This window comes from Niveispirillum sp. SYP-B3756, from assembly GCF_009495745.1.
GTDB lineage: Bacteria > Pseudomonadota > Alphaproteobacteria > Azospirillales > Azospirillaceae > Niveispirillum.
The window spans coordinates 89,710-115,087 of the sequence record NZ_WIDQ01000003.1 but is presented as its reverse complement, the minus strand read 5'-3'; the positions used below and the strand labels follow the sequence as shown (position 1 = coordinate 115,087).

Below are 25,378 nucleotides of genomic sequence, written 5' to 3'. Positions count from 1 at the left end.
GCTGCGACATGACGCACAGCACGCGTGTTCATTCTGCGCTATGCCACAGCAACAGCGCAACCGCCCGGTAGGAGAGAAAAGATGCCGATACCCCAGACCATGCGCGTGGTGGAAATCCAGCAGCCCGGCGGACCCGAGGTGCTGGTCATGTCGCAACGCCCGGTGCCAACCCCGGCGGCGGGGGAAGTGCTGATCCACGTCCAGGCGGCGGGCGTGAACCGGCCCGATGTGATCCAGCGCCAAGGCCATTATCCGCCCCCGCCCGGAGCCAGCGACATTCCAGGATTGGAAGTGGCCGGCACCATCGCCGCCCTGGGTGACGGGGTGAATGGCTGGGCGGTGGGCGACAAGGTATGCGCGCTGCTGGCCGGCGGCGGCTATGCCGACTATGCCACGGCCCCCGCTGTGCAATGCCTGCCCATCCCCGACGGGTTGAACCTGGAGGAAGCGGCCGCCCTGCCAGAAACCATTTTCACCGTCTGGTCGAACGTGTTCGAACGCGGGCACCTGCAACCGGGTGAAAGCCTGCTGGTACATGGTGGTACCTCTGGCATCGGCAGCATCGCCATCCAGCTGGCCAAGGCGCTGGGTAGTACCGTCTATGCCACCGCCGGCGGCCCGGAGAAGGCACGGGCCTGCGAAACCTTAGGCGCGGATCGCGGCATCGATTACCGGGGGGAAGATTTCGTCGCCGTCATTAAGGAACTGACGGGCAGGCGCGGCGTGGATGTGGTGCTGGATATGGTGGGCGGTGATTACCTGCCCCGCAATATCGAATGCCTGGCACCGGATGGCCGCCATGTCACCATCGCCTTTCTGCGCGGACCGAAGGCGGAAATCAATCTAACTCCGGTGATGTTGAAGCGCCTGACCCTGACCGGTTCCACCCTGCGTGCCCGGCCGGTGGCGCAGAAGGCCGCCCTGGCGGCGGCGGTGCAACGCCATGTCTGGCCGCTGGTCGCGGCGGGCCGGGTGCGCCCGGTCATCCATGCCCGCTTCCCGCTGGAACAGGCGGCCAGTGCCCATCGGCTGATGGAAGCATCCGGTCATATTGGGAAAATAGTGTTGATCCCCTGAACAGCGCTGCAAGAATCCCGTGGCTTGTCGGACGGCGTGACGCTATAGGTGATTTGCACGCTGTCTTGTCCGTCCGGTTGGCTGCGCGGGGCCCCTCCCGCGCACGACGGGCGGCTTTTGCGTTTGCGCAGGCTTTTTTGAGAGTGCCGGGGCACCCCCGGTATCGCGTTTTAGGAGGAAGCATGGCACTGCCCCTGATGCCGAAGGCCACCGCCATCTGGTTGGTCGAGAACACCGGTCTCAGCTTCGAGCAGATCGCGGAATTCTGCGGTATGCATGAGCTGGAGGTGCAGGCCATCGCCGATGGCGAGGTGGCGGTTGGCATGGTCGGCCGCGACCCGGTGGCCGGCGGTGAGTTGACGGCGGAAGAAATCGCCCGCGCGGAAAAGAACCAGGATCTGAAGCTGCGGATGCGCCATCAGGATCTGCCGCAGCCGGTGGCCCGTTCCAAGGGTCCGCGCTATACGCCGGTGACCAAGCGCGGTGACAAGCCGGATGCGGTGGCCCATCTGCTGAAGGCCCATCCGGAACTGTCGGATGCCCAGCTCTGCAAGCTGATCGGCACCACCAAGCCGACCATTGCCGCCGTGCGGGACAAGACGCACTGGAACGCCGCCAACATCAAGGCACGCAACCCGGTGCTGCTGGGTCTGTGCACCCAGCGCGAACTGGATGCAGCCCTGGAACGGGCCCGCCGTGGCCGTCCGGAGCTGAGCCAGGCCGACGTGCATGTGCCGGATTATGAAAGCGGCGATGAGGATGACGCCGGCCCGATCCGGGATTGATCGCGGCGGAACTGTCTGAAAGCGTGAAAACGGCGTTCGGGGGCAACCCGGACGCCGTTTTCTTTTACCTACCTCTTCCGCCTGACAGGCGGATCAAGCCTTTGGTGGGGGCGACAAAACCCCCTGCCCTTCCCATCTATGCCTGTATTGGCAGTTCCGCCGCGGTCATGGGCGGGAACGGGAAGGATCACAAAGATGAGCCTGGAAAAATTGTTGGGTTCGCTGCTGCAATCGGGACTGTCCCGCCATGTGCTGGGCGGGAAGAAGAAAAAATACAAACACAGCTATGGCGGCAGCGGGTTAGGCGGTATTGCCGGCAAAGCGCTTGGCTCCAAGGGAGGGCTGGCATTGCTGGCCAGCATCGGCATGGCCGCCTATGAACAGTATCGCCAACGGCAGAGCCAGAACCAGAGCGGCTACAAGGGCTATGCCCCGCCACCACCGCACCCCTCCTATGGCAGCGGTAATCAGCCCCCCTTTCAACGGCCCTGGCAGGGCCACACGCCCACGACGCCCGATGCCGATCTGCTGCTGACTGCCATGGTGGCAGCCGCCAAGGCAGATGGGGTGCTGGATGCCGAAGAACGGGCGCGGTTGGAAAACTATCTCATCGAATCGGGGGCCGACCGGCAGGATTGGGGCCATCTGGACCGGCTGATGCGGCAACCGGTGGATCTGGATGCGTTGATCGCCCGCGTGCGCGACCCGGTGACAGCGGCAGAGGTCTATGGTGCCGCCTTCCTGGCCATTGATGTCGATACCCCGGCCGAACGCGCCTTTCTGGCCATGCTGGCTGCCCGGCTGGGTCTGGATGAATGGACGGCGCGGGATATCGAATCGCGGCTGATGGAATAGGGGGCGTCTGCGCCCCCCCTCACCCACGCGTCAGCAGCCTTTCCGCCAGTTCCAGATCGGCGGCCTTGTCCACATCCACGGCAGCCATGCCGAAGGGCATGTCCACCATGGCCGCCCTGGCCCCCGCCAGCTTGCCCAGCCGGGCCAGGGCGGCCGTGATGGTCAGGCGGCCCAGCAGGAAGCGCAGGATGGACCAGGGGCCCAGCAGGCGGATCATGCGCAGCGGGTTCTTGCGCTGCGCCTCCACCTGCCGCCACAGCCGGGCGATGCCGGCAGCATTGGGCGTGCGGAAGGCGAACATGTTGCAGCCGGAAAAGGCCCCGTCGGCAAAGCGCAGATATGTCCGCTGCGTATCCGGCACCGCCGCCATCACCGCCCGATCCCGGGCCAGGGCGGCACAGACATCGCTGCCGGCCGGCAGATGTGTCAGGAAATGCTCCACCCATTCCGGGCGCAGCAGCGCATGGTCTGCCGTGGTGACGAACAGCGGCGTGCCCAGCGCATCCAGGGCGGCGGCAACGCTGCGGCTGGGGCTGCCCTCTGCCGGCAACAGGCGCAGGCGGCCGCTGGCCAGCAGCAGCGCCAGTTCCGTATCGGCCTGCACCAGATCGGGCCGTTCGATCGCGACATGGATGGTGCCGATGCTGGGGCTGGCCAGCAGCGCCCGCACCACCCGCAGCAGCATGGGCACGCCGGCCACCGGCACGAACGCCTTGTGGCTGACCCCGCCCAGCTTGGCCACCGGGTCTTCCGGCCCGCGGGAGCCGGCCAGCACCAGGGTCGTCACACCGGAAAAATCACCCATCACAAATCCTTGCCGAACAGCCGGTAGGTCTTGTAACGGCTGGTACCCAGCGCCTCGATGATGCGGCGCATCGGCATGTTATCTTCCAGAATCCAGGACAGCTCGATCTGGCGATAGCCCAGCTTCAACGCCTCCCGCCGCATCCCGTCAATGATCAGGAAGGGCAGCACCGGGGCCAGCCCGGTGGCAAGACCGCGCTTCACCCCCATCAGGGGCACGCGCGCCGTCTTCACCCCCTTTACTTTCAGGCGCCAGAGCAGCTTAGCCCAGCCAAACGGCAGCAGCTTGCCGCCCAGATCGACAATCGCCTCATTCAGGTTGGGCAGGCAGACGCCGAAGGCCACCGGCTCCCCGTTCAACTCGGCAATCCAGACCAGACGCGGGTTGATGATCGGCTTCAGCGATTTCGCCATATGGGCGATTTCCGCCTCGTTCAGCGGCACAAAGCCCCAATTGCCGGCCCAGGCACCGTTGAACACGCTGGTGATGGCACGCAGGTCGGCATCATAGCGCTTCATATCCAACATGCGCACGCTCAACCCGGCCGGCAGCGGCCGGTCGATCAGCGCGCGCACCGAACGCGGCATGTCATGCTGGATATCATAGAGATAGGCGAAGACATCCTTCGCCTTGGCATAGCCCGCCTGCTCCACCAGCCCCGGCAGATAGTCCCGGTCATGGCCCATCATCAACATGGGCGGCGTGTCATGCCCGGCAACCAGCATCCCGGTTTCTTCATTGACCGACAGGTTGAAGGGGCCGACGACACGGGTGATGCCGTGGCCCTTCAACCATTCCTCCGCCGCATTCAGCAGGGTGCGCACCAGGGCCGGATCATTCTCCGCCGCCAGCAGGCCGAAATTGCCGGTGCCGTTGCGATGCAATTCCAACGCCGAACGATCCACCTGGGCGGAGATGCGGCCCACCAGCCGATCACCCTGCCAGGCCAGGAAGAACCGCACATCGGCATGGTCGAAGAAGGGGTTCAGCTTGGGCGACAGCGATTCCTTCCGCTCCAGCAGCAGCGGGGGAATCCAGTTGGGATCACCCTGATGCAACCGATAGGGCAGCTGGATGAACTGATCCATGCCGGCGGCGTCGGTCACCGGCTGGATGCGGAAGGCGGGGGCGTTCAAGATGCGGCCTTTGCGGTATTGTTGTCGCTGCCGGCCGGCGGGCGCGGCGGCCGGTCACGCGGGGGGGCACCGGTGGCTTCCATCACCCATGGGTACCGCGCCGCCTCTTCCAGATCATAGCCCAGGTTGAACACGGTCGGGCTGCGCGGCTTTTCCTTGGCATGGGCGTAATAGCTGCCGAACAGCATATCCGGGCCATAGGCGATGATGCCGTAATTGCCATCCTCGTTATGGAAATGGTGATAGAGGTGCAACTGCTTGATCCGCGCCACCCAGGCCCAGCGGGGCTTGTAGTTCAGGTGCTGGATGCAGTGAAAAAACTCGTAGATGCAGGTGGTGACCAGCCCGGTCGCCAAGGCCGCCGCCGCACCCGCCTTGCCATCAATGGCCCAGCCGAATGGCACCGTCACCAGGGCGATGGTGGGCAGGGTATTGGCCAGACTGCCGAACAGCACTTCCAGCTTATGCGGATCCTGGTGATGGTCGAAATGGATGCGTTTCCACAAAGGGGCGGACCATTTCATCCGGTAGAGCCAGCGCCCATGCAGGATGTAGCGATGAATGCCGTACCAGGCCATCGGATAGATCAGGGAGGCGACGAAGACCGTCGCCACCAGCCGCCAGCCGCTTTCAAACCAGATCAGCGCCAGCACAGCACTGATCAGCGCCAGCGCCGCATAGACCTGGATGGCTGGGTATGTCGAATAGGCGATCGCCAGATCGCGCAGATTCATTTTTCCAAGGTCGTAGCTGCGGCCACGCCAGGCATCGCCCCACATGCCTCGCATCCTTTCCAAAAAAGCACGGGCTGGCTGCCGGTGGCCCCAACCCCTTGTCAATGTTGCGTTAAACTATGCGCCACCTTTGCCGGCTTTCAAGTCCGGCAAGATGCCGCGTCTACCCTTCCACATGCACCATGATGGCCCCACCGATAGCTGTGAACAACAGCACCGGCGACCAGACGGCGATCCAGGGCGGCATGGCCCCGGCTTGGCCCATGGAACTGAGAATGCCCGACGACAGCAGGAAGGCCAGACCAATCACCACCCCCAGCGCCAGACTGCCCATCGCCCCGCCGCGCCGGCGCAGGCCATGGGCCACCGGTGCCGCCAGCAGCAGCATGACAAGGGAGCCCAGCGGCCCGGCATATGTCGCGTGCAGGCGGGTGGCGTAATAGGCCTGACTCTGGCTGCCAGCCCAGGCGCCATGCAGGATGCGCAGCAGCCGGTTGACGGAGATGCTCTGCGTCGGGGCCTTCAGCTCAATCAGATTGGCGGGCGTCAGCGGCGGCGTCCATTCCAGGGCCGGCAGCTGGTCCACCACCAGCGGGGTGCCGACACGGGTGCGGGACACGCCGGAAAGCTGCCATTTGCCATCCTGCCAGACGCCGCTTTTGGCCTGCAGGATCAGCGTGGCCTTACCACGACTATCGCGCTCCACATATTCCAGCCCTTTCAGGCTTTGCCCGTCATCGCCAATATCCTTCACCCCGACCACAGCATTGCCCAGCCGGAACCAGAGCGGTTCCGGCTTTGCCGCCTCATCCCCCTCCGGGTCTTGGGTGGAGGCCCACCAGGTGACGAAGGCGCGTTCCGAACGCGGGGCAATCTGGTCGGTCAGCAGGAAATGCAGCCCCGCCACCACCAGGGCCGCCGGCATCAGCGCCCCCATGATCTGATAGGGCGTCATGCCCACCGACCGCATGGCGACGAATTCATTGGTGGCGGCAAAGCTCCACAGCGTGGAGAGGGAGCCGATCAGCACCGCCAGCGGCACCACCCGTTCCACGATCATCGGCATCCGCAGCACCGTATAGCGGATCAGATCGCCCGCCCCGCCACCCCGCTGCAAAACGGTGCTGGCGGCATCCAGCAGATCCAGCAATTGCAGCAGGGCTGAGAGTGCGAACAGCACCGACAGCACGCGGACCAGGAAGGTGCGGGTCAGATAGCGTGTGATGGTATTGGTCATTTGCCCGCCCCCTTGCCGGCATTCCGGCGCGGCAACAGCCGCCGCAGCCAGCCCAGCACGGTATCGATGCCATCGAACAGGGCGGCGAACGGATTGACGCCCGGATGGATCTGCGCCTGCCGGAACAGCCAGGCGCACAAAGCGGCGAACAGCGCAAAAGGCAGCCAGATGGCCGGCACCGCCGGCACCCGGCCGACATCGGCCAGACTTTCACCCAACTGAATGGAATGATGATAGAGAATCAGGATGAAGGTGGCCAGCGCGATCCCCTGCCCGCGCCGGGCGCGCTTGGCCGCCATGCCCATCGGCACGGCCAGCAGCGGCAACAGCGGCAGCGACAGGGCGCGGGCGATGCGGGCATGGAATTCCGCCTCGATCTTGCTGCGCGGCAGGATGGAATGCGGATCATGCATTTCCCGCCACAGCTCCGGCAGGGTCAGTTCCCGCTCGCTGTCACCCCGGGCGCGGAACGGCGCCGTGATCAGCTGGAACGGGCGGTCCAGCGTCAGCACCCCGAAATCCAGCACCTGTTGACGGCCATCCGGCAGGGTGCGCACCTGCACCCCATCCTTCAGGGTCAGCAATACCCGCTCCCGATCCTCTGTCGCCGCTAAGGCACCGGAGGCGGCCGTTGTCACCCAGGTTTCGCCATTGTCACGGTTCTGGTGGACGAAGACCTGCCGTAACTGGCGGCCGGTTTTATCGACGATATCGGCGCTGATCGTCACCCCATCGCCGGCATCCACAAAGGTGGCTTCCGGCACGGTGGCATCCCAGGCGGCATTGACCACCATGTGATAAAGCGTGCTGTAGCCATAGCGGCCGTAGGGCTGCAGAAACCCGAACAGCAGGACGGAGAACACCATCAGCCCCGCCCCCAGCCACAGAAAGGCGCGCGCAATGCGCGGCACCGACAGGCCGGTGGATTGCAAGGCATCCAGCTCGTTATCTTCCCCCATGCGGGCGACGATGATGAAGATGGAGATGAAAAAGGCCGCCGGCAGCGCCAGCCCCAGATAATGCGGGATCAGGTTGGCCGCCATGCGGATGACCAGATCGAACGGCCCGCCATGGGTGGCCAGCAGATCAAACAGCCGCAGCAGCCGTTCCATCAGCAGGGCAATCAGCACCACCACCAGCGACGCCGCCAGCGGCTTCAGCGTCTGGCTGAGGATATAGCGGTCGATCACCCTGGTGCTGACAATGGCGGTGCGTTCGCCGCGCGTGAAACCTGTTTCCACCTTACACCACCTTGACCCTGCGCATGGCTTTGGCAGCCCGCAGCCATTCCAACGCCTGGAATGGCAGGGGAGATTTCACTGAACCGACAGGGAAGGCGTTCATCATGTTCATTATCGCGCGGCCGGGCCTGACTTTTCCAAAGCGCGCACCATAGAGCCAAATGCAGGGGGAGGCAAACCGGCAGCCGCCTCCGGTCACGCCCAGGGCAGCAATAATGTATAATCGGTGACCGGGCACATGGCGCCGGCCCCGTCATAGCCCCTTGTCTCCACCTGCACCCGCCAGCCGCCGCCGTCTGTGTCCACCGTCACAAGGTTCCATTGGGCGGCAGGATAACGGCCATGCCGGATGGCGGAGGCGGACGGCACGGTCAGGCTGGGGATCAGCCCGCTCGGCCCTTTCAGCATGGCAAGACTGGCGCGGTGGGCATGGCCATGCAGCAGCATTTCCGCCCCCGTGCGGGCCAGCAGGCGGCGCAAGGGCGCCGCATCGCTCAACCCCTTGCGCCGACGCACGACGCCAAGTGCCACCGGGTGATGCACCATCACCACCCGGAACAGCCGCTCCCGCCCCAGATCGGCCAGCATGTCGCCCAATGCCTCCACCTGCGCCGGCCCCAGCCGGCCGGTGGCCAGCAAGGGGGCCGTCGGCACACCGGAATTCAACCCGATGAAGGCCACCGGCCCGCGTCGGCGCAGGGCCGGGAACAGCCCGTCCGGCAGGGGTGCATCCGGGGCCAGCGGCCGGTCGCCTTGCATATAATCGCGCCACAGGCCCAGCCCCTGGGCAAAGGGTACGGACACCATCGCATCATGATTGCCGGGAATATAGCTGACCTGCTGCGGCGGGCCGACACGGGCCAGCCAGTCCCGCCCGCGCTGGAACTCCCCCGGCCAGGAGATATTGGCGATATCGCCGGTACAGGCGATATGGTCGGGGGCCGCCGCCTGGATATCCGCCACCAGACAATCCAGCACCGCCGGCTGATGCACATGGCGTTTCTTGCGCTGCCAGGAGAGATAGCTCAGCAGCTGCTTGGTGAAAAAGCCCCGCCCGCTGAGCCGGTTAGGCGCCAGCGGCAGGTGCGGATCGGAAAAATGGGCGAAGCGGAAGGCCGACATGGGCGGCACCCTACGACGTTCCAACCCCTGCGGCAAAGCCCCCATAGGCAAATGCGCCGCCAACCTGTATGAAGACGGCCAAAATCAGCATCGCATCACATGGTATTCCCTCCCGTGACCACTGACCGCACGCATACACCCGGCAAGTGCCGGATGCCGACCCTTTGCCAGAACCAGCGGAACGGCGATGGCCGTTTCCCGCTTTCTGCCTGACCGGAAAGGGCTTGCGCGCTCGTCATGTCTCGTCTGGGTTTAATCCGTAATCCGAAAAGCCAGCGCAACAAGCAGGGGGGCGGCGACACCCGCGCCCAGGCCGCAGCCTTGCTGGGATTCTACTTCGCCGAGCCGGCCACCCCGGCGGAGTTGCGCGACACGCTGGCCGATTTCGCCCATGACGGCGTCGATACGATCTGTGTCGATGGCGGGGACGGTACCGTGCGGGAGGTGCTGACCGCCCTGCCTGCCGCCTTCGGTGACCGGCCGCCCCGGCTGGCCATCATGGCGTCGGGCAAAACCAACCTGATTGCCGCTGATGTCGGCACACCGGGCCACGGCTTGAAGGCACTGGAACGGCTGGTGGGTGCCGCCCAGGCCAACCGGCTGGGTGAAAAACTGACCCGCCGGCCGATCCTGTCCATCATCTGGCCGGATAGCGAGCATGAACCGGTGCGCGGCATGTTCATGGGTGGCGGTGCCTTCACCCGTGGCACGGAACTGGCCAATTCGCACATCCACCGCGCCGGCTTCACCCAGGGGCCGGCGGTGGCGATCGCCATGGCCGGGGTGCTGGGCCGGGCGCTGATCGGCAATGACCAGCATGGCTGGCTGGCCGGGGAAGCGATGGGCATCACCATCGATGGGCATCCCGCGCCGGATGGTAACCGCTTCCTGTTCCTGGCCACCACCCTGGAACGGCTGATCCTGGGGCTTTGGCCGTTCTGGGACCATGGGGCGGCGCCGTTGCGCTATCTGGATATCGCGGCCAACCCGCCCCGCCTGCTGCGCGCCCTGCCGGCCCTGGTCAAGGGCAAGCCCCGCCCCTGGATGCTGGACAGCGGTGCCTATCGCAGCGGTGGCGCGGAGGTGCTTGACCTTGCCCTGCCCCGCCCCTTCATCATGGATGGGGAAACCTATCCGGCCGGCCGCATCCGGCTGTCGGCGGAAGATGTGGTGGATTTCGTGATCCCGTCATGACGGACCGGCTGCTGAACCTGATCGGGCAGGAAAGTGAAGGGCCACCCCCTGCCCCGGCGCAGGCCGTGGTGGCCGCCCTGTTGGCCCAAGGCGGCAACAATGTCGCCGCCATCCTGTTCTATGGCTCCAACCTGCGCAGCGGCGATGTGGAGGGGGTGCTGGATTTCTATGTGCTGGTGGACAGCCTGACCGTCTGGCACCGATCGCGCCCGCTGGCCCTGGCCACCCGCCTGTTGCCGCCCACGGTGGAATTCTGGGAGGTGCCCTGGCAGGGCCATGTGCTGCGGGCCAAGGTGGCCGTGCTGCGCGCTGACCAGTTCGCCAGCGCTACCCGGCCCGCCAGCCTGGACACCACCATCTGGGCCCGTTTTGCCCAACCGGTGATTCTGGCCCATGCGCGCGATGCCGCCGCCCGCCACGCCACCCTGTCGGCCCTGGCCGGTGCCGTGGCGACGGCCGCCCACTGGGCCGTGCGGCTGGGGCCGGAAAGCGGCACCGCGCGCCAGTTCTGGGAAGCTTTGTTCCGCGCCACCTATGCCGCCGAATTGCGGGTGGAGAAGGGCGAACGCGGCGTCAGCCTGGTGGAACATGCCGAAGCCCGCTATGCCGCCCTGCTGTCCCCGGCTCTGACCCTGGGCGGCATTGGCTTTCAGGTGGAAGGCGACGCGATCACCCCCAGCCTGAGCGCGGGGGAGCGGCAGAAGGGCCGCGCCGCCTGGGGCCGGCGGCGCTTTGCCGGCAAGCTGTTGAATATTGCCCGGCTGGTGAAGGCGGCCTTCACCTTCAAGGGCGGGGTCGATTACATCGTCTGGAAAATCCATCGCCATTCCGGCGTGCGGCTGGAACTGACGCCATGGCAGCGGCGCCACCCGATCCTATCCGCCCCGCTGATCCTCTATCGGTTGCGGCGACTGGGGGCCATCCGCTGATGCCGGGCAACCCGACGCTGGCCCACTATGAAGAATATGCGGCGCGGTACGATGCCAGCTTCGCCGATCATGATACCAGCGACGCCATCAGCCGGCTGCTGATGGCCCTGACCCAGCCAGCGCCCACAGTGCTGGAGCTTGGCTGCGGCAATGGCCGCGACCTGTTGGCACTGCAACAGGCCGGTGCTGTCGCGGAAGGGGTGGAGGGTACGGTTGCCATGGCCGACATCGCCGCCCAGCGCACCGGCCTTCCCATCCACAGCTTCGATCTGCTGTCCCCCCGCAACCCACCCTGGCAGGGGCGGCGGTTCCAGGCGCTCTACGCCCATCACGTGCTGTTCCACATCCCCAGCCCCGCCCTGCCCTTCCTGTTATGGCGGGGTCGTGACTGGTTGGTGCCGGAAGGACTGTTCTATTTCTGCGATGCCACCGGCGACGGGTTGGAAGGCACCATGCCCGACGGCCGCCATGTCGCCCTGCGCCGCCCGCAGACCCTGCACCGGCTGATGCGGGAGGCCGGATTCGCGCTGGTGGAGGAATGGCGCCGGCCGCTGGGCGCGCCCCGGCGACAACAGGGGTGGCTGGCCGGGATCTGGCAGAAAACAATGGAAGCGGCCTAGGGTCCGCACTGGAACAGTGTTTCCGGAACGGGCCAAACCATATGAACGCACGTTTTGACAGAACCACCCATCCGCTTCAGGTTCTGTTTCTACAATGTCAGCACCGCATAGCACAGGCCCCCAGCCACAGCGACAATCATCACCAGCTTAACCAAACGGGCCAGCCGTTTCCCCAAGGGGGCGGGATTGTCATTGGCGGCAGCCGGCGCCCGCCAGAGAAAGACGGGTGCTGCGAACATGGATTGGGCATTACGGGCGGCCCACAGGGGGCCGCCCGCTTTATGCTGACTATTCAGCCGCTCAGCCACGCTCGTTCAGCGGGACGAAATCCCGCGTCGTGTGACCGGTATAGAGCTGACGCGGACGACCGATCTTCTGGGTCGGATCCTCGATCATTTCCTTCCACTGGCTGATCCAGCCGACGGTGCGGGCCAGCGCGAACAGCACGGTGAACATGCTGGTCGGGAAGCCGATCGCCTTCAGGATGATGCCCGAATAGAAGTCCACGTTCGGGTACAGCTTCTTCTCGATGAAGTACTCGTCGGACAGGGCAATACGCTCCAGCTCCACGGCAATATCCAGCAGCGGATCGTCCTTGATGCCCAGTTCGGCTAGAACTTCCTTACAGGTCTGCTGCATCACCTTGGCGCGCGGGTCGTAGTTCTTATAAACCCGGTGGCCAAAGCCCATCAGACGGAAATTGTCGTTCTTGTCCTTGGCACGCTTGATGAATTCCGGAATGCGATCAACAGACTTGATCTCTTCCAGCATCTTCAGCACGGCCTCATTCGCACCACCATGGGCGGGGCCCCACAGGGAGGCGATACCGGCGGCGATGCAGGCGAACGGGTTTGCACCCGACGAACCAGCCAGACGGACGGTGGAGGTCGAGGCGTTCTGCTCGTGATCGGCGTGCAGGATGAAGATCTTGTCCATCGCCTTGGCGATGACCGGGTTGACCTTGTACTGCTCGCACGGAACCGCGAAGGTCATGTGCAGGAAGTTCTCGGCAAAGCCCAGATCGTTGCGCGGATAGACGAAGGGCTGACCGACCGAATATTTATAGGCCATGGCAGCAATGGTCGGCACCTTGGCGATCAGCCGGTGCGACGCGATGATGCGCTGGGTCGGGTCATTGATGTCGGTGCTGTCGTGATAGAAGGCCGACAGGGCGCCGACGACGCCGCACATGATGGCCATCGGGTGGGCATCGCGGCGGAAGCCACGGAAGAAGTTCGCCAACTGCTCATGCACCATGGTGTGGCGCGTGATGGTCTGTTCGAACTTGGCCTTCTGCTCAGGCTTCGGCAGCTCGCCATTCAGCAGCAGGTAGCAGACTTCCAGGAAGTCGCTCTTTTCCGCCAACTGCTCGATCGGGTAGCCCCGGTGCAGCAGCACACCTTCATCGCCATCGATGTAGGTGATCGCCGATTCGCAAGAGCCGGTGGAGGTGAAACCCGGATCGTAGGTGAAGCAGCCGGTGGCCGCATAGAGCTTGCGGATGTCGATAACATCCGGCCCCGTCGCGCCGTGCAGGATGGGCAAGGTCACTTGCTTGCCGTTCCGGTTGTCGATCAGGGTCACCGTATCGGCGGTTCCATCGCCCGCCGTCTGGGGAGTCTGGCTCATATCGGCACGTCCTCAAGGTGTTCTTGGGTGGGGCGGCTGCCCCGGGGTTCTTTTTAGGTGGCGGAGTGTAGTTGCGCAGCGCAGCAAGCGCAACGCAACTGCATCAAATTATCCACCCCTGGCGACATCTTCCAGCCGCACCAAGGTCTCGGCGCGACCAAGAATTTCCGCCACCTCGAAAATCGGCGGCGAAACGGTAGAACCGGTCAGGGCGGCACGCAGGGGCTGGGCCAGTTTGCCCAGCTTCAGACCGGTGCGCTCCGCATGGTCACGCACGATCTGTTCCAGTGCGGCACCGCTCCAATCGGGCGACGCGGCGAACGCTTCTGCCAGCGCCGCCAACTGCGACCGTGCCTCGGTCGTCAGCAGGGCCGCTGCCTTGTCATCCAGGGCAAGCGGCCGGTTGGCAAACAGATAGAGTGAACCTTCGGCCAATTCCAGTAGGGTTTTCACGCGCGGTTTGAAACCGGGCACGGAACGCAGCAGCCGCTCCTTCTCCGCGTCCGTCAAAGCCCGACCGATCTTGGCTTCGATGAAAGGGGTGGTCAGGGCCACCAAGCGCGCATCATCCGCCTCCCGGATATAATGCGCGTTCAGGTTCTCCATCTTGGCGAAGTCCAGCCGGGAGGGGGAGCGGCCGATCCCTTCCAGGGTGAACCATTCGATGGCCTGTTCGGTGGGGATGATTTCCGCATCGCCATGGCCCCAGCCCAGACGCAACAGGTAATTGCGCATGGTTTCCGGCAGGAAGCCCATGTCGCGGTAGGCCTCAATCCCCAACGCCCCATGGCGCTTGGAGAGCTTGGCGCCGTCCGGCCCGTGGATCAGCGGGATATGGGCAAATTCCGGGGCCGCCCAGCCCATGGCGTTATAGATCTGGAGTTGGCGGAAAGTGTTGGTCAGATGGTCGTCCCCACGCACGACATGGGTGACGCCCATGTCATGATCGTCCACCACCACGGCCAGCAGGTAAGTCGGCGTGCCGTCGGAGCGCAGCAGGATCAGGTCATCCAACTGGCTGTTCTGCACCCGCACTTCGCCCTGCACATGGTCATTCACCACCGTCTCCCCCTCACGCGGGGCCTTCAGGCGGATGGCGGGGGCGATGCCGGCGGGGGCTTCCGACGGGTCGCGGTCGCGCCAGCGACCGTCATAACGCGGCTGCTGGCCGGCGGCCTTCTGCGCCTCCCGCATCGCGTCCAGTTCTTCCGGCGTGCAGTAGCAGCGATAGGCGGTGCCGTTGGCCAGCATTTCCGCCACCACTTCGGCGTGACGGTCCTTGCGCTCGAACTGGCTGACCGCCTCGCCGTCCCATTCCAGGCCCAGCCATTTCAGCCCATCCAGGATGGCATCGACGGCCGCCTGGGTGGAGCGGGCGCGGTCGGTATCCTCGATCCGCAGCAGGAAGGTGCCCTGATGGTGCTTGGCAAAAAGCCAGTTGAACAGGGCCGTGCGGCCACCGCCAATATGCAGAAAACCGGTGGGGGATGGTGCGAAACGGGTGACAATTTTCATGATTAATACAATCTTCTGCGGGTAAACCAATCCGTTGCCGGCAGATGTAGCACAGCAGCGGGCCTTATGCACCGTGACGGTCATCACCAATGCGGCAAAGCACGCACATAAGAATAGCGGGGCCCCGGACCTGGACGGGAGAGGGCTTGGCACCCTGGGCGCTGGTCCGGCTTTTTGGGCGTGCGTTGCTGGCCGAACAGGGCCAGTGGCTGCTGTGGATACCGGTTACCCTGGCGCTGGGGATCGGTGCCTATTTCGCCTTGCCGCTGGAACCGCCCTTATGGTTGGCGGGTGTGCTGGCGGCGGCAACGTTGATAATCAGCTTGGCCATGATGCCGCGTTGGATCGTTGGGGGGCGGCTGGTTGCCCTGGTGCTGCTGGTGCCGGCATTGGGGATTTTGGCTGGCACCGTGCGGACGCAGATGATGGCGGCCCCCATGTTGGCGGCGACATATGGCCCCACGGTGATAACGGGCCGGGTGGTGGCGCTGCAAAAACAGGAACATAACCAGCGCCTGCATCTGGCAGACCCCTGGATTGCCGGGGTGCCATCCACTGACATGCCCCAACGCATCAGCGTGCTGTTGCGACCAGACGATCTGTTGCCCCCGCTGGGGGAAAAGCTGCGTATCTGGGGGCGGGCTTCCGGCCCTGGCGGGCCGATTGAGCCGGGCGCTTTCGACTTTCGCCGCTTCTCATATTTCCAGGGCATTGGCGGCAGCGCTGTGGCCTATGTCAAGGTCGAGCGGCAAGGGCAGGCAACCTCGGCGGGGGGCGAGGAATGGCACCTGCGGCTGGAGCGGTTGCGCCAATCCATCGCGGAGAAGGTGGGGGCGCGGCTAGACGGCGGTGCCGCTGGTCTGACCACGGCGCTGTTGAACGGCGATTCCAGCGGCATTCCCGATGATGATCTGGTGGCCATGCGGGTATCGGGGCTACAGCACCTGATCTCCATTTCCGGTCTGCATGTCGGGCTGGTGGCAGGGTTGGTGTTTCTGCTGGTGCGTGGGGGGCTGGCGCTGTGGCCTGCCGTGGCACTGCGCCACCCGATCAAGAAATATGCCGCTGTGATGGCCTTGGGCGCCGCCTTTTTCTACATGCTGATGGTGGGCTCGCCGGTGCCGACCCAGCGGTCGGTGCTGATGACCGGGATCATGTTGTTGGCGGTGCTGGCCGACCGCAACCCCTTTTCCCTGCGCGTCATCGCAGGGGCGGCGGTAGCGGTGCTGCTGGTGCAGCCTGAAAGCCTGACCGGCCCCAGCTTTCAAATGTCGTTCGCCGCCGTGGCTGCCCTGATCATGGTTTATGATGCCCTGACCCCTTGGCTCGCCAGGCGGCGGCGGGAAGGCGGCGGCGGCTGGCTGGGCAAGGGGCTGGCCTATGCTGGTGGCTTGATCCTCACATCCCTGGTGGCCAGTCTGGCGACGACGCCCTACGCCATCTATAATTTCCAGACGGTGGCGAATTACGGGCTGCTGTCCAACATGATCGCCGTGCCGCTCACCAGTTTCTGGGTAATGCCCTGGGGGCTGCTGGCCTGCCTGCTGATGCCGTTTGGGTTGGAAGGTTGGGCCATCAGTGCCATGGGCTGGGGCGTGGAGGGGATTTTATGGACGGCCCGTCTGGTGGCGGGCCTGCCCGGTGCAACGGTCACCCTGCCGGTCATGCCACTCTGGGGGCTGGTGGCCTTCACCCTGGGTGGGTTGTGGCTGGGCATCTGGCAGGGGCGGGTGCGCTGGTTGGGCCTATTCGGTATCTTGCTGATGCCGATCAGCTTTTTCTTCTACACCTCACCCGATATTCGGGTGGATGCGGATGCCGGGGTGATTGGCATCCGCACCGCCGATGGTGGGTTGCTGGTTTCCAGTCGCCAAAGGGCGCGGTTTGACAGTGATGAATGGGCCGTGCGCGACGGGCTGACCGACCCACCCCGGCGCTGGCCCAAGCGCGGCAGCCCGAAGGATGGCCTGACCTGTGCCGATAGCGTCTGTCTTTACCGCACTAAGGGGCAGGTTCTGGCGCTTATCAGCGATGGAGAGGGGGGTGTCACTTGCCCTTCGGTGGCACTTGATGCCGTGATCAGCCTGCGGCAGGGCTTGGCATGTCCTGCCCCCTTGATGATCGAACGGGATGTGATCCTGCAGCGTGGTGCCCATGCATTGTGGCTTTCCCCGTCCGGGATCACCGTTGAAACGACAAGGCCGCACCCGGGGGCGCGGCCTTGGCAGTGATCAACGACGTGCTGGCTCAATATCCTGGCGGACGCTTGGCCGTCTGCACCTTCTTGGGCAGGGTCAGCTCAGATTTCTGCTGGGCATAGGCGATGGCAATACGGGCACCGATGGCGGCATTGTTCAACAACAAGGCGCGGTTGGCGGTCAGGCTCGCACCGTCGGTCAATTCCTCCATCCGTTTCAGCAGGAAGGGGGTCAGCGCCTTGCCGCGCACACCCTGGGCGTCTGCCTCGCCGACCGCGCGCTGGATGGCGGCTTCCACGGCTTCCGCATCCAGGGCGGCGGCATCGGGGATCGGCACCCCCACCACCACGCCGCCACCCAGACCCAACAGCCATTTGGCGCGCAGCACGCGCGCCACCTCCTCCGGCGTGTCGCAGCGGCCATCCACCGGCAAAGGCAGGCTGGCGGTATAGAAGGCGGGGAACCGGTCGGTGCCATAGCCGATCACCGGCACGCCCTTGGTTTCCAGATATTCCAGCGTGCGCGGCAGGTCCAGAATGGCCTTGGCCCCGGCGCAGATAACGGCCACATCGGTGCCGGCCAGTTCTTCCAGATCGGCGGAGATATCCAGCGTGGTTTCCATGCCACGATGCACACCGCCAATGCCGCCGGTGGCGAACACGGCGATGCCGGCCAGATGGGCAGCGATCATGGTGGAGGCCACGGTGGTGGCGCCATCGGCATGTTGGGCCAATGCCAGGGGCAGGTCACGCCGGCTGACCTTGCGCACACCCGGCTGGGCCAACCGCTCCAGATCATCGTCGTTCAGGCCGACGCGGATGCGACCGTCCAACACGGCGATGGTGGCGGGGATCGCCCCTTCGGCCCTGACCGCAGCCTCGATGGCGCGGGCGGTCTCCACATTGGCCGGATAGGGTAGGCCATGGCTGATCACGGTCGATTCCAGCGCCACCACGGCCCGGCCCTGCTTCAACGCCTGGGCGACCTCGGGATGGATGGAAAGGAAGTCCTGCATCTGTCTCTCCTGCTTTGCGGCGGAGAATGCCCCCGCGCTGGGCGGCAAGCAAACGCGGAACGGAGGCTGCAAGGCTGCTTCCCGCTTGCCGCAACCCAGCTCTGCGGTTAGCACTGAAGCTTGATGCCGGCGGCAAGACCGGACCGGAAAAGCGGACAAGGAAGGCAGTATGGCAAACCAACCTATCGGACAGTCTTCGGGTGGCATTCTGGGCGTGATTGAGCGGGTGGGCAACCGCCTGCCGGACCCGGTCAGCCTGTTCCTGATCGCCATCATCATCCTGATCGCCCTGTCGGCCGCCATGGCCGGCATGGGCGTATTGGCCATCCATCCAGCGACGGGCAAGGAGGTGACGGCGGTCAGCCTGCTGTCGGCAGAAAATATCCGCCGGCTGTTCACCGACATGCCGACCATTTTCGCCAGCTTCCCGCCGCTGGCCATGGTGCTGCTGGTGATGATGGGGGTGGGTGTGGCGGAAAAGACCGGGCTGATCGGTGCCTCCCTGGGGGCACTGGTCCGGGCCATGCCGAAAAGCCTGCTGACCTTCACCGTGATTTTCGCCGGTGTGCAATCCAGCCTGGCCACCGATGCCGGCTATGTCGTGCTGATCCCGCTCGCCGGGCTGATGTTCCACAGCGTCGGGCGGCATCCGGTGGCCGGCATCGCGGCAGCCTTTGCCGGCGTGTCGGCGGGTTTCTCCTCCAACATTCTGATCACCGGGCTGGACCCGCTGCTGGCCGGCATCACCCAGGCGGCGGCCCGGCTGGTCGATCCGGCCTATGAGGTGCCGGTGACCGCCAACTGGTATCTGATGATGGCCTTCGTGCCACTGTTCAGCATCGTCGGCACTATCGTATTGGATCGGCTGGTGGAACCGCGCCTGCTGGCCACTGCCCCTGTGCCCGCCGGCCATGTGGTGACGGTGGAAACGGTGACGGAGGCACAACAGGCCGCGGAAAGGCGGGGCCTGCGCTTTGCCGGCGGGGCGCTGCTGCTGTGCATCCTGGCCATGCTGGCCGCCGTGCTGCCGGAAGGGGCCATCTTCCGTGATGCCAAGGGCACGGTGGAACCGTTCCTGAAAGGGCTGGTGGCGATGCTGTTCGCCATTTTCCTGATTGTCGGCATCGCCTATGGCATCGGCGCCCGCATCATCCGCAATGATAAGGATGTGGTGCGGATGATGGGCCAATCCATGGCCGACATGGGCGGCTATATCGTGCTGGCCTTCTGCTGTGCCGTCTTCATTGCCCTGTTCGGCTGGTCCAATCTGGGGGTGATTCTGGCCATCGAAGGGGCGGAGATGCTGAAATCCGCCGGCATTGTCGGCCTGCCGCTGATGCTGGCGCTGATCCTGGTGTCGGCCATGATCAATATCCTGATCGGCAGTGCGTCCGCCAAATGGGCCATTCTGGGGCCGGTTTTGGTGCCGATGCTGATGCTGGTCGGCGTCAGCCCGGAGGCCACACAGGCCGCCTATCGCGTGGGAGACAGTTTCACCAACCCGATCACGCCGCTGATGCCTTATTTCCCGCTGATCCTGATCATGTGTCAGCGCTATGTGCCGGGTTTTGGCATTGGTTCGCTGATCGCCACCATGTTGCCGCTGGCGCTGTGGATGGGCTTTGCCGCTATCACCCTGTTCTCTGGCTGGATGATCCTGGATTTGCCGTTGGGGCCAGGTTCCGCCATCCATATGCCAGCCGGTTGAACCGGGGCGGCTGGCGGAAATTGTGACAGAGCCTATATCAAGGACATGACCATGCCAGCCGCATCCCCGCCACCACCCGACAGTTGGGTGCGCCCCTGCCCGCCGGAACAGGGTGGGGGCCTGTGGGTGGAACCAGGCGGGTTCCATGTCGATCCCACCCGTGCCGTCACCCGCGCCGTCATCACCCATGGCCATTCCGACCATGCAAGGCCCGGCCATGCCCAAGTGCTGGCCACGGCACCCACGCTGGATATCATGCGCGCCCGGCTGGGGGCGAGTGCGGGCGGCAGCCTGCAAACCCTCCCCTATCACCAGCCGCTGCGCATCCAGGATGTCACCGTCACCCTGGTGCCGGCCGGCCATGTGCTGGGCAGTGCCCAGGTGGTGCTGGAATATCAGGGTAGCCGGGTGGTGGTCTCCGGTGATTACAAGCGTCGGCATGATCCCACCTGTGCCCCGTTTGAGCCGGTGGCTTGTGATGCCTTCATCACGGAGGCCACCTTTGGCCTGCCGGTCTTCCGCCACCCGCCGGCAGCGGCGGAGATTGCGCGGCTGCTCCATGCCGGGCAGGTGTTCCCGGAACGCTCGCTGGTGGTGGGTTGCTACGCCCTGGGCAAGTGTCAGCGGCTGATCGCCCATCTGCGGGAGGCGGGCTATGACAAGCCCCTCTATCTCCATGGTGCCCATCTGCCGCTTTGTGAGCTGTATCAGCGCCATGGCGTCGATCTGGGCGAGTTGCGCCCCGCCACGGTGACGGGGAAGGAAGAGATGCAGGGTGCCATCGTGCTGGCCCCGCCATCGGCCCTGATGGATAAATGGGCCCGCCGCCTGCCCGATCCCTTGATCGCCTATGCGTCGGGCTGGATGCGGGTACGGGCGCGCGCCCGTCAGCATGGGGTGGAAATGCCGCTGGTCATCTCCGACCATGCCGATTGGGATGAACTCTGCGAGACCCTGCAGGATGTGGCCGCCCCGGAAGTTTGGGTGACCCATGGCGCGGAGGAGGCGCTGGTGCATTGGGCCAATCTGAACGGCTTCCGCGCCCGGCCCCTGCATCTGATCGGTTTCGGCGATGAGGAGACGTGAACCATGGAACGGTTCGCCGCCCTGATCGATGCCTTGGCCTATCAGCCTGCCCGCAATGGCAAGCTGCGGTTGCTGGTGGATTATTTTGCCCAGACACCGGACCCAGATCGCGGCTATGGCTTGGCGGCGCTGACCGGTGGCTTGTCCTTTGCCGCCGCCAAGCCGGCCCTGGTGCGCGAACTGGTGGCGTCGCACACCGATGCCACCCTGTTCGCACTCTCCTATGATTTTGTTGGTGATCTCGCCGAAACTGTGGCCCTGATCTGGCCGCAGCGGCCCGGCAGCAACCAGCCGTCACCGTCCCTGACAGAAATCGTCGCGGCCCTGGCCGGGGCCAAGCGGGCAGACGTGCCGGGCCTGATCGAAGGTTGGCTGGATGGGCTGGACGCCACCGGGCGCTGGGCCCTGCTGAAACTGATCACCGGCGGAATGCGCATCGGCGTATCGGCCCGGCTGGCCAAGACGGCCCTGGCCGATTATGGCACGGCGCACGGTGTGGCCGTGGATGTAGATGCGATTGAGGAAATCTGGCACGGGCTGACGCCACCCTATCAGCCGCTGTTCGCCTGGCTGTCGGGCGGCGGCCCCAGGCCGGATGTGGCCGGCACCGGCGGTTTCCGCCCGATGATGCTGTCCCACCCGCTGGAAGAGGCGGATTTGGAGAGCCTTTCAGCCGCGGATTTCCGCGCTGAATGGAAATGGGATGGCATCCGCGTGCAGCTTGTGGCGCGCGGCCAGCCAGGGGCGGCGCGGATTTACAGCCGCACCGGCGACCAGATCGCCGCCGCCTTCCCCGATGTGGCGGCGCATATGGGCTTCACCGCCGTGCTGGATGGGGAATTGCTGGTGGCCCGCGATGGCCGCATCGCCCCCTTCAACGACCTGCAACAGCGCCTGAACCGCAAGCAGGTGACGGCGAAGCTGCTGAAGGATCATCCGGCCTGGGTGCGGCTGTACGATATCCTGTTTGACGGCGATGAAGACCTGCGCGGCCTTCCCTTCGATGAACGCCGCGCCCGGTTGGAAGGGTGGTTTGCCCGCACCAACCCAACCGGCATGGACCTGTCCCCCCTGCTGGATTTCAGCCATTGGGAGGAACTGGCGGCCCTGCGCCTGAATGCCCGCGACAGCGCGGTGGAAGATGGCGCCATCGAAGGGGTGATGCTGAAACGCCGTGACAGTACCTATGTCGCCGGTCGCCCCAAAGGCCCCTGGTTCAAATGGAAGCGCGGGCCGCTGGTGGCCGATTGCGTGCTGATGTACGCCCAGCGCGGCCATGGCAAACGCTCCAGCTTCTACAGCGATTACACTTTCGGTGCCTGGCGGGGCCAACCGGGGGACGGGGGCGAACTGGTGCCCGTCGGCAAAGCCTATTTCGGCTTCACGGATGAGGAATTGGCCCAGATCGACCGCTGGGTGCGCAACCATACCAGCAACCGTTTCGGCCCGGTGCGCGAAGTGTCACCGGGGCTGGTGTTCGAGGTTGCGTTTGACAGCGTTCACCCGTCTGCCCGGCACAAGAGCGGCATCGCCATGCGCTTTCCCCGCATCAGCCGCATCCGCTGGGACAAACCGGCGGCAGAAGCGGATCGGCTGGAGACATTGGAGCGGATGGTGATATCATGACCGCATGGCAGAAACCGGGGATGCCCATGTCAGGTTGGTGGGGGAAGGTGGCACATGTCGGGCTATCCGGGCTGGCAACCTGTATGGGGGGCCTTCTCGTCATCTCGTTCTGGCTGTCTGTCATGACACATGGGCGGGAGACGGTGGAACAAGCCATGGAGACGCCGCTTATCATTTCACAGCCTTACATGGTGGCTCCACCTTGTCCGGGCGTCTTTTTCTTTGATGAAACGCCCCCACCCCGTCCGAAAAAACGCACCCATAAATCCCGCTAAGTATTTCGGGCGGCTGTTCGGTCTTTTCCTCGACGCTTGCCTCCATCCCCCGTTCAGAAGTCAATATCGATGAAGCCCGCTAAATCCCGCGTCCTGATCTATCCCGCCCAGAAGGTGCAGCCGGCCAGCATGGCGCTGGCTATGACGGAACTGGAGAAAATTCCGCCGACATCGGTGCGTGGCGGGCGCGTTTGGGTACGGCTGGCCGGCCTTGTCGGGGTGGTGATCGGGGCGCTGATCATCCCCGGTTATATCGTCGCCATCTCGCTGGGCTATCAGCCGCTGGAGCCCCTGCAGGGCAAAATCTTCATGATCATGCCGCCGTCGGAAAAGCCGGCGATCCCCGGCGGCACACAGCCCTGACGATCATTTTTGAACGCCACGGTCGCGTATTTTCTGAAGTGCGGCCGCACTATGTTTAATTTTCTGGCGAATAAATAAAAACCCCGCCGGGCTTTGCTGCCCAGGCGGGGTTTTTCGTATCCCCTCCCCGCCCGTTGTCGGACGGGGAGAGGCATAACCGAACCGATCACGTATCCAGGAAGCTGCGCAGCTTGCGGGAACGCGACGGGTGTTTCAGCTTGCGCAGCGCCTTCGCCTCAATCTGGCGGATACGCTCGCGGGTCACGCTGAACTGCTGGCCCACTTCCTCCAGCGTATGGTCGGTGTTCATGCCGATGCCGAAGCGCATCCGCAGAACACGTTCCTCACGGGCGGTCAGGGTGGCCAGTATACGGGTGGTGGTCTCCCGCAGATTGGCCTGGATGGCGGCATCGAGGGGCAGAACGGCGTTCTTATCCTCGATGAAATCGCCCAGATGCGAATCTTCCTCATCGCCAATCGGCGTTTCCAGGGAGATCGGCTCCTTGGCGATCTTCAGCACCTTGCGGACCTTTTCCAGCGGCATCATCAACCGCTCGGCCAGTTCCTCCGGTGTCGGCTCCCGCCCGATCTCGTGCAGCATCTGACGGCTGGTGCGCACCAGCTTGTTGATCGTTTCGATCATGTGCACGGGAATACGGATGGTGCGGGCCTGATCAGCGATCGACCGGGTGATCGCCTGCCGGATCCACCATGTCGCATAGGTGGAGAACTTGTAACCGCGCCGGTATTCGAACTTATCCACCGCCTTCATCAGGCCGATATTGCCTTCCTGGATCAGATCCAGGAACTGCAGGCCACGGTTGGTATACTTCTTGGCGATGGAGATCACGAGACGGAGGTTGGCTTCCACCATCTCCTTCTTGGCGCGGCTGGCTTCCTTCTCGCCCTTCTGCACGGTGGAGACGATGCGGCGGAACTCACCGATCGGCAGCCGGGCCTGGCTGGAGACGTCACCGATATTTTCCCGAACGCGGGCAACCTCCTGCGAGGAGCGCTCGGCAAAACGGCCCCAGGCCTTGGAGATATTCTTGCAGCGATCCAGCCAGTTCGGGTCCAGTTCCGACCCGTAATAATGCTGCAGGAAGTCTTCACGCTTCACGCGGCAATCGGTGGCCAGACGCAGCAGACGGCCTTCAAAGCCCAGCAGCTTGCGGTTCAGGGCATAGAGCTGTTCGACAAGCTGTTCGATACGGCCATTGTTCAGGCGCACGGAATTGACCAGCTCGGTCAATTCGGCCTTCACCTTTTCGTACTTCTTGTCTACGCCCTTAACCTCTTCGCCGCGCTGCAAGGCCGCCAGACGCAGCTCCTGCATCTTGTGCAGACGCTCATAGGCCTCTTCGATCTTGCCGAAGGTTTCCAGCACCTTGGGCTTCAGCTCGGCTTCCATGGCGGAAAGGGAGACATTGCCCTCCTCCTCGCCATCAGCAGCAGGGCCGGCGCCCTCGCCTTCCCCCTCGGCACGCTCGCCTTCTTCTTCCTCGCGGTCAGCGGCGGGGCCATCCAGCGTCTCCGGCGGCAGTTCACCCGATTCCGGGTCAACGCCGTAAGAGGCATCCAGATCGATAATATCGCGCAGCAGCATCTTGCCGTCTTGCAACGACTGATGCCATTCGATGATGGCCTGAATGGTCAGCGGCGATTCGCAAATCGCCCCGATCATCATTTCCCGGCCGGCTTCGATGCGCTTTGCGATGGCGATTTCGCCTTCGCGTGACAGCAGCTCAACCGAACCCATTTCGCGCAGATACATGCGCACCGGGTCATCGGTGCGGCCAATATCATCATCGTCCAGGTTACCGGACTGGCGGCCTTCGCCGTCGCCGGCTTCGCCGCTGCTCTCTTCCTGTTCCTCTGCCTCGACGACATTGATGCCCATCTCGGACAGCAACGCCATCGTGTCTTCGATCTGCTCGGAAGACGAACTGTCCTGCGGCAGGGCCGCGTTCAGCTCGTCATAGGTGACGTAGCCACGCTCCTTGCCCCGCGCGATCATCTTCTTGACGGCAATTGCCATGCCGTCCATCAGAGGGCCGTTCGCTTCCTCTTCACGCTGCTCCGACACTTCCGCCGTCTGCGCCGCTTTAGTCGCCATTCGCTCGCTGCCCCCGTACCTTCAAGGCTGCCACCGGTAAACGCAAATGGACGACTCGGGCAAGTACCCGGTCATCCACCAATCTCTGTCCTGGCTATAAAATCAAAGAGTG

At 64.4% G+C, this 25,378-nt stretch carries 22 protein-coding genes; 11 read left to right on the top strand and 11 right to left on the bottom strand.

Annotated features, from left to right (window positions below; translation table 11 throughout):
* Window positions 1-81 precede the first annotated feature (81 nt).
* From GE253_RS07550 to GE253_RS07540, 3 genes are all read left to right on the top strand, one after another.
* Window positions 82-1,077 carry an NAD(P)H-quinone oxidoreductase gene (locus GE253_RS07550; RefSeq protein WP_153203536.1) on the top strand — a complete coding sequence of 332 codons (996 nt, stop codon included), beginning with the start codon at window positions 82-84 and terminating at the stop codon, window positions 1,075-1,077.
* Window positions 1,078-1,259: 182 nt separating this feature from the next.
* Window positions 1,260-1,862 (top strand): DUF1013 domain-containing protein, encoded by a 603-nt coding sequence (locus GE253_RS07545; RefSeq protein WP_089286637.1) that lies wholly within the window; start codon window positions 1,260-1,262, stop codon window positions 1,860-1,862.
* A gap of 195 nt (window positions 1,863-2,057) precedes the next feature.
* Window positions 2,058-2,717: a tellurite resistance TerB family protein gene (locus tag GE253_RS07540; RefSeq protein ID WP_173012550.1), complete on the top strand. Its 660-nt coding sequence runs from the start codon at window positions 2,058-2,060 to the stop codon at window positions 2,715-2,717.
* Between the two features lie 19 nt (window positions 2,718-2,736).
* On the opposite strand, the gene GE253_RS07535 is transcribed toward GE253_RS07540, so the two are convergent.
* From GE253_RS07535 to GE253_RS07510, 6 genes are all read right to left on the bottom strand, one after another.
* On the bottom strand, window positions 2,737-3,522 hold the full coding sequence (locus tag GE253_RS07535; protein ID WP_153203534.1) for an NTP transferase domain-containing protein: 786 nt from the start codon (window positions 3,520-3,522) through the stop codon (window positions 2,737-2,739).
* Complete coding sequence (locus GE253_RS07530) at window positions 3,522-4,658, bottom strand: dATP pyrophosphohydrolase (RefSeq protein WP_247878542.1); 1,137 nt, start codon at window positions 4,656-4,658, stop codon at window positions 3,522-3,524. Before GE253_RS07530 ends, GE253_RS07535 begins: the two co-directional genes overlap by 1 nt.
* Window positions 4,655-5,437 (bottom strand): sterol desaturase family protein, encoded by a 783-nt coding sequence (locus GE253_RS07525; protein ID WP_247878541.1) that lies wholly within the window; start codon window positions 5,435-5,437, stop codon window positions 4,655-4,657. Before GE253_RS07525 ends, GE253_RS07530 begins: the two co-directional genes overlap by 4 nt.
* A 118-nt stretch (window positions 5,438-5,555) precedes the next feature.
* A complete protein-coding gene (lptG, locus tag GE253_RS07520; RefSeq protein WP_153203532.1) occupies window positions 5,556-6,629 on the bottom strand; it encodes an LPS export ABC transporter permease LptG in 1,074 nt (357 codons plus the stop codon).
* Window positions 6,626-7,870, bottom strand: coding sequence for an LptF/LptG family permease (locus tag GE253_RS07515; RefSeq protein ID WP_173012549.1), 1,245 nt, complete (start codon window positions 7,868-7,870; stop codon window positions 6,626-6,628). Before GE253_RS07515 ends, lptG begins: the two co-directional genes overlap by 4 nt.
* Window positions 7,871-8,065: 195 nt before the next feature.
* Window positions 8,066-8,992 carry a metallophosphoesterase gene (locus GE253_RS07510; RefSeq protein WP_173012548.1) on the bottom strand — a complete coding sequence of 309 codons (927 nt, stop codon included), beginning with the start codon at window positions 8,990-8,992 and terminating at the stop codon, window positions 8,066-8,068.
* A 237-nt stretch (window positions 8,993-9,229) separates the two neighbouring features.
* On the opposite strand from GE253_RS07510, the gene GE253_RS07505 reads away from it, so the two are divergent.
* Genes GE253_RS07505 through GE253_RS07495 form a run of 3 tightly spaced genes read left to right on the top strand, consistent with a single transcriptional unit; the run spans window position 9,230 to window position 11,735 of the window.
* Window positions 9,230-10,186 carry an acylglycerol kinase family protein gene (locus GE253_RS07505; protein ID WP_153203529.1) on the top strand — a complete coding sequence of 319 codons (957 nt, stop codon included), beginning with the start codon at window positions 9,230-9,232 and terminating at the stop codon, window positions 10,184-10,186.
* Entirely contained in the window at window positions 10,183-11,115 is a 933-nt protein-coding gene (locus tag GE253_RS07500; protein WP_211101384.1) for a hypothetical protein, read from the top strand. The genes GE253_RS07505 and GE253_RS07500 overlap by 4 nt, the downstream gene beginning before the upstream one ends.
* Window positions 11,115-11,735: a class I SAM-dependent methyltransferase gene (locus tag GE253_RS07495; protein WP_173012547.1), complete on the top strand. Its 621-nt coding sequence runs from the start codon at window positions 11,115-11,117 to the stop codon at window positions 11,733-11,735. Before GE253_RS07500 ends, GE253_RS07495 begins: the two co-directional genes overlap by 1 nt.
* An 89-nt stretch (window positions 11,736-11,824) precedes the next feature.
* Here GE253_RS07495 and GE253_RS07490 read toward each other — a convergent pair whose 3' ends face one another.
* From GE253_RS07490 to gltX, 3 genes are all read right to left on the bottom strand, one after another.
* Window positions 11,825-11,974: a hypothetical protein gene (locus GE253_RS07490; RefSeq protein ID WP_153203527.1), complete on the bottom strand. Its 150-nt coding sequence runs from the start codon at window positions 11,972-11,974 to the stop codon at window positions 11,825-11,827.
* A 61-nt stretch (window positions 11,975-12,035) separates the two neighbouring features.
* Complete coding sequence (gene gltA, locus GE253_RS07485; protein WP_153203526.1) at window positions 12,036-13,364, bottom strand: citrate synthase; 1,329 nt, start codon at window positions 13,362-13,364, stop codon at window positions 12,036-12,038.
* A 108-nt stretch (window positions 13,365-13,472) separates the two neighbouring features.
* Window positions 13,473-14,879, bottom strand: coding sequence for a glutamate--tRNA ligase (gltX, locus tag GE253_RS07480; RefSeq protein ID WP_153203525.1), 1,407 nt, complete (start codon window positions 14,877-14,879; stop codon window positions 13,473-13,475).
* A 146-nt stretch (window positions 14,880-15,025) separates the two neighbouring features.
* Between gltX and GE253_RS07475 the strand changes: the two genes are divergently transcribed.
* A complete protein-coding gene (locus GE253_RS07475; RefSeq protein WP_173012546.1) occupies window positions 15,026-17,110 on the top strand; it encodes a ComEC/Rec2 family competence protein in 2,085 nt (694 codons plus the stop codon).
* A gap of 16 nt (window positions 17,111-17,126) precedes the next feature.
* Here GE253_RS07475 and GE253_RS07470 read toward each other — a convergent pair whose 3' ends face one another.
* A complete protein-coding gene (locus GE253_RS07470; RefSeq protein WP_153203523.1) occupies window positions 17,127-18,092 on the bottom strand; it encodes a pseudouridine-5'-phosphate glycosidase in 966 nt (321 codons plus the stop codon).
* A 169-nt stretch (window positions 18,093-18,261) separates the two neighbouring features.
* On the opposite strand from GE253_RS07470, the gene GE253_RS07465 reads away from it, so the two are divergent.
* The 4 genes from GE253_RS07465 (at window position 18,262) to GE253_RS07450 (ending at window position 23,150) form a co-directional block, all read left to right on the top strand.
* A complete protein-coding gene (locus GE253_RS07465) occupies window positions 18,262-19,800 on the top strand; it encodes an AbgT family transporter (RefSeq protein ID WP_153203522.1) in 1,539 nt (512 codons plus the stop codon).
* A 51-nt stretch (window positions 19,801-19,851) separates the two neighbouring features.
* A complete protein-coding gene (locus GE253_RS07460) occupies window positions 19,852-20,886 on the top strand; it encodes a ligase-associated DNA damage response exonuclease (protein WP_247878540.1) in 1,035 nt (344 codons plus the stop codon).
* 3 nt (window positions 20,887-20,889) lie between these two features.
* Window positions 20,890-22,512, top strand: a complete 1,623-nt coding sequence (locus GE253_RS07455; protein WP_153203520.1) for a cisplatin damage response ATP-dependent DNA ligase — start codon at window positions 20,890-20,892, stop codon at window positions 22,510-22,512.
* 344 nt (window positions 22,513-22,856) lie between these two features.
* Window positions 22,857-23,150, top strand: a complete 294-nt coding sequence (locus GE253_RS07450) for a hypothetical protein (RefSeq protein ID WP_153203519.1) — start codon at window positions 22,857-22,859, stop codon at window positions 23,148-23,150.
* 166 nt (window positions 23,151-23,316) lie between these two features.
* Here the strand turns inward: GE253_RS07450 and rpoD are convergent, their stop codons facing one another.
* Window positions 23,317-25,266: an RNA polymerase sigma factor RpoD gene (rpoD, locus tag GE253_RS07445; protein ID WP_153203518.1), complete on the bottom strand. Its 1,950-nt coding sequence runs from the start codon at window positions 25,264-25,266 to the stop codon at window positions 23,317-23,319.
* Between the last annotated feature and the right edge of the window lie 112 nt (window positions 25,267-25,378).

Excerpts from the sequence above, each read along its gene's own strand:
- GE253_RS07510 (WP_173012548.1), bottom strand. The coding sequence starts at position 8,992 with ATGTCGGCCTTCCGCTTCGCCCATTTTTCCGATCCGCACCTGCCGCTG.
- GE253_RS07525 (WP_247878541.1), bottom strand. The coding sequence starts at position 5,437 with ATGTGGGGCGATGCCTGGCGTGGCCGCAGCTACGACCTTGGAAAAATG.
- GE253_RS07465 (WP_153203522.1), top strand. The coding sequence starts at position 18,262 with ATGGCAAACCAACCTATCGGACAGTCTTCGGGTGGCATTCTGGGCGTG.
- GE253_RS07490 (WP_153203527.1), bottom strand. The coding sequence starts at position 11,974 with ATGTTCGCAGCACCCGTCTTTCTCTGGCGGGCGCCGGCTGCCGCCAAT.
- GE253_RS07450 (WP_153203519.1), top strand. The coding sequence starts at position 22,857 with ATGAAGCCCGCTAAATCCCGCGTCCTGATCTATCCCGCCCAGAAGGTG.
- lptG (WP_153203532.1), bottom strand. The coding sequence starts at position 6,629 with ATGACCAATACCATCACACGCTATCTGACCCGCACCTTCCTGGTCCGC.
- GE253_RS07495 (WP_173012547.1), top strand. The coding sequence starts at position 11,115 with ATGCCGGGCAACCCGACGCTGGCCCACTATGAAGAATATGCGGCGCGG.
- GE253_RS07550 (WP_153203536.1), top strand. The coding sequence starts at position 82 with ATGCCGATACCCCAGACCATGCGCGTGGTGGAAATCCAGCAGCCCGGC.
- gltA (WP_153203526.1), bottom strand. The coding sequence starts at position 13,364 with ATGAGCCAGACTCCCCAGACGGCGGGCGATGGAACCGCCGATACGGTG.
- GE253_RS07460 (WP_247878540.1), top strand. The coding sequence starts at position 19,852 with ATGCCAGCCGCATCCCCGCCACCACCCGACAGTTGGGTGCGCCCCTGC.
- GE253_RS07455 (WP_153203520.1), top strand. The coding sequence starts at position 20,890 with ATGGAACGGTTCGCCGCCCTGATCGATGCCTTGGCCTATCAGCCTGCC.
- GE253_RS07505 (WP_153203529.1), top strand. The coding sequence starts at position 9,230 with ATGTCTCGTCTGGGTTTAATCCGTAATCCGAAAAGCCAGCGCAACAAG.
- GE253_RS07535 (WP_153203534.1), bottom strand. The coding sequence starts at position 3,522 with ATGGGTGATTTTTCCGGTGTGACGACCCTGGTGCTGGCCGGCTCCCGC.
- rpoD (WP_153203518.1), bottom strand. The coding sequence starts at position 25,266 with ATGGCGACTAAAGCGGCGCAGACGGCGGAAGTGTCGGAGCAGCGTGAA.
- GE253_RS07470 (WP_153203523.1), bottom strand. The coding sequence starts at position 18,092 with ATGCAGGACTTCCTTTCCATCCATCCCGAGGTCGCCCAGGCGTTGAAG.
- GE253_RS07545 (WP_089286637.1), top strand. The coding sequence starts at position 1,260 with ATGGCACTGCCCCTGATGCCGAAGGCCACCGCCATCTGGTTGGTCGAG.
- GE253_RS07540 (WP_173012550.1), top strand. The coding sequence starts at position 2,058 with ATGAGCCTGGAAAAATTGTTGGGTTCGCTGCTGCAATCGGGACTGTCC.
- gltX (WP_153203525.1), bottom strand. The coding sequence starts at position 14,879 with ATGAAAATTGTCACCCGTTTCGCACCATCCCCCACCGGTTTTCTGCAT.
- GE253_RS07500 (WP_211101384.1), top strand. The coding sequence starts at position 10,183 with ATGACGGACCGGCTGCTGAACCTGATCGGGCAGGAAAGTGAAGGGCCA.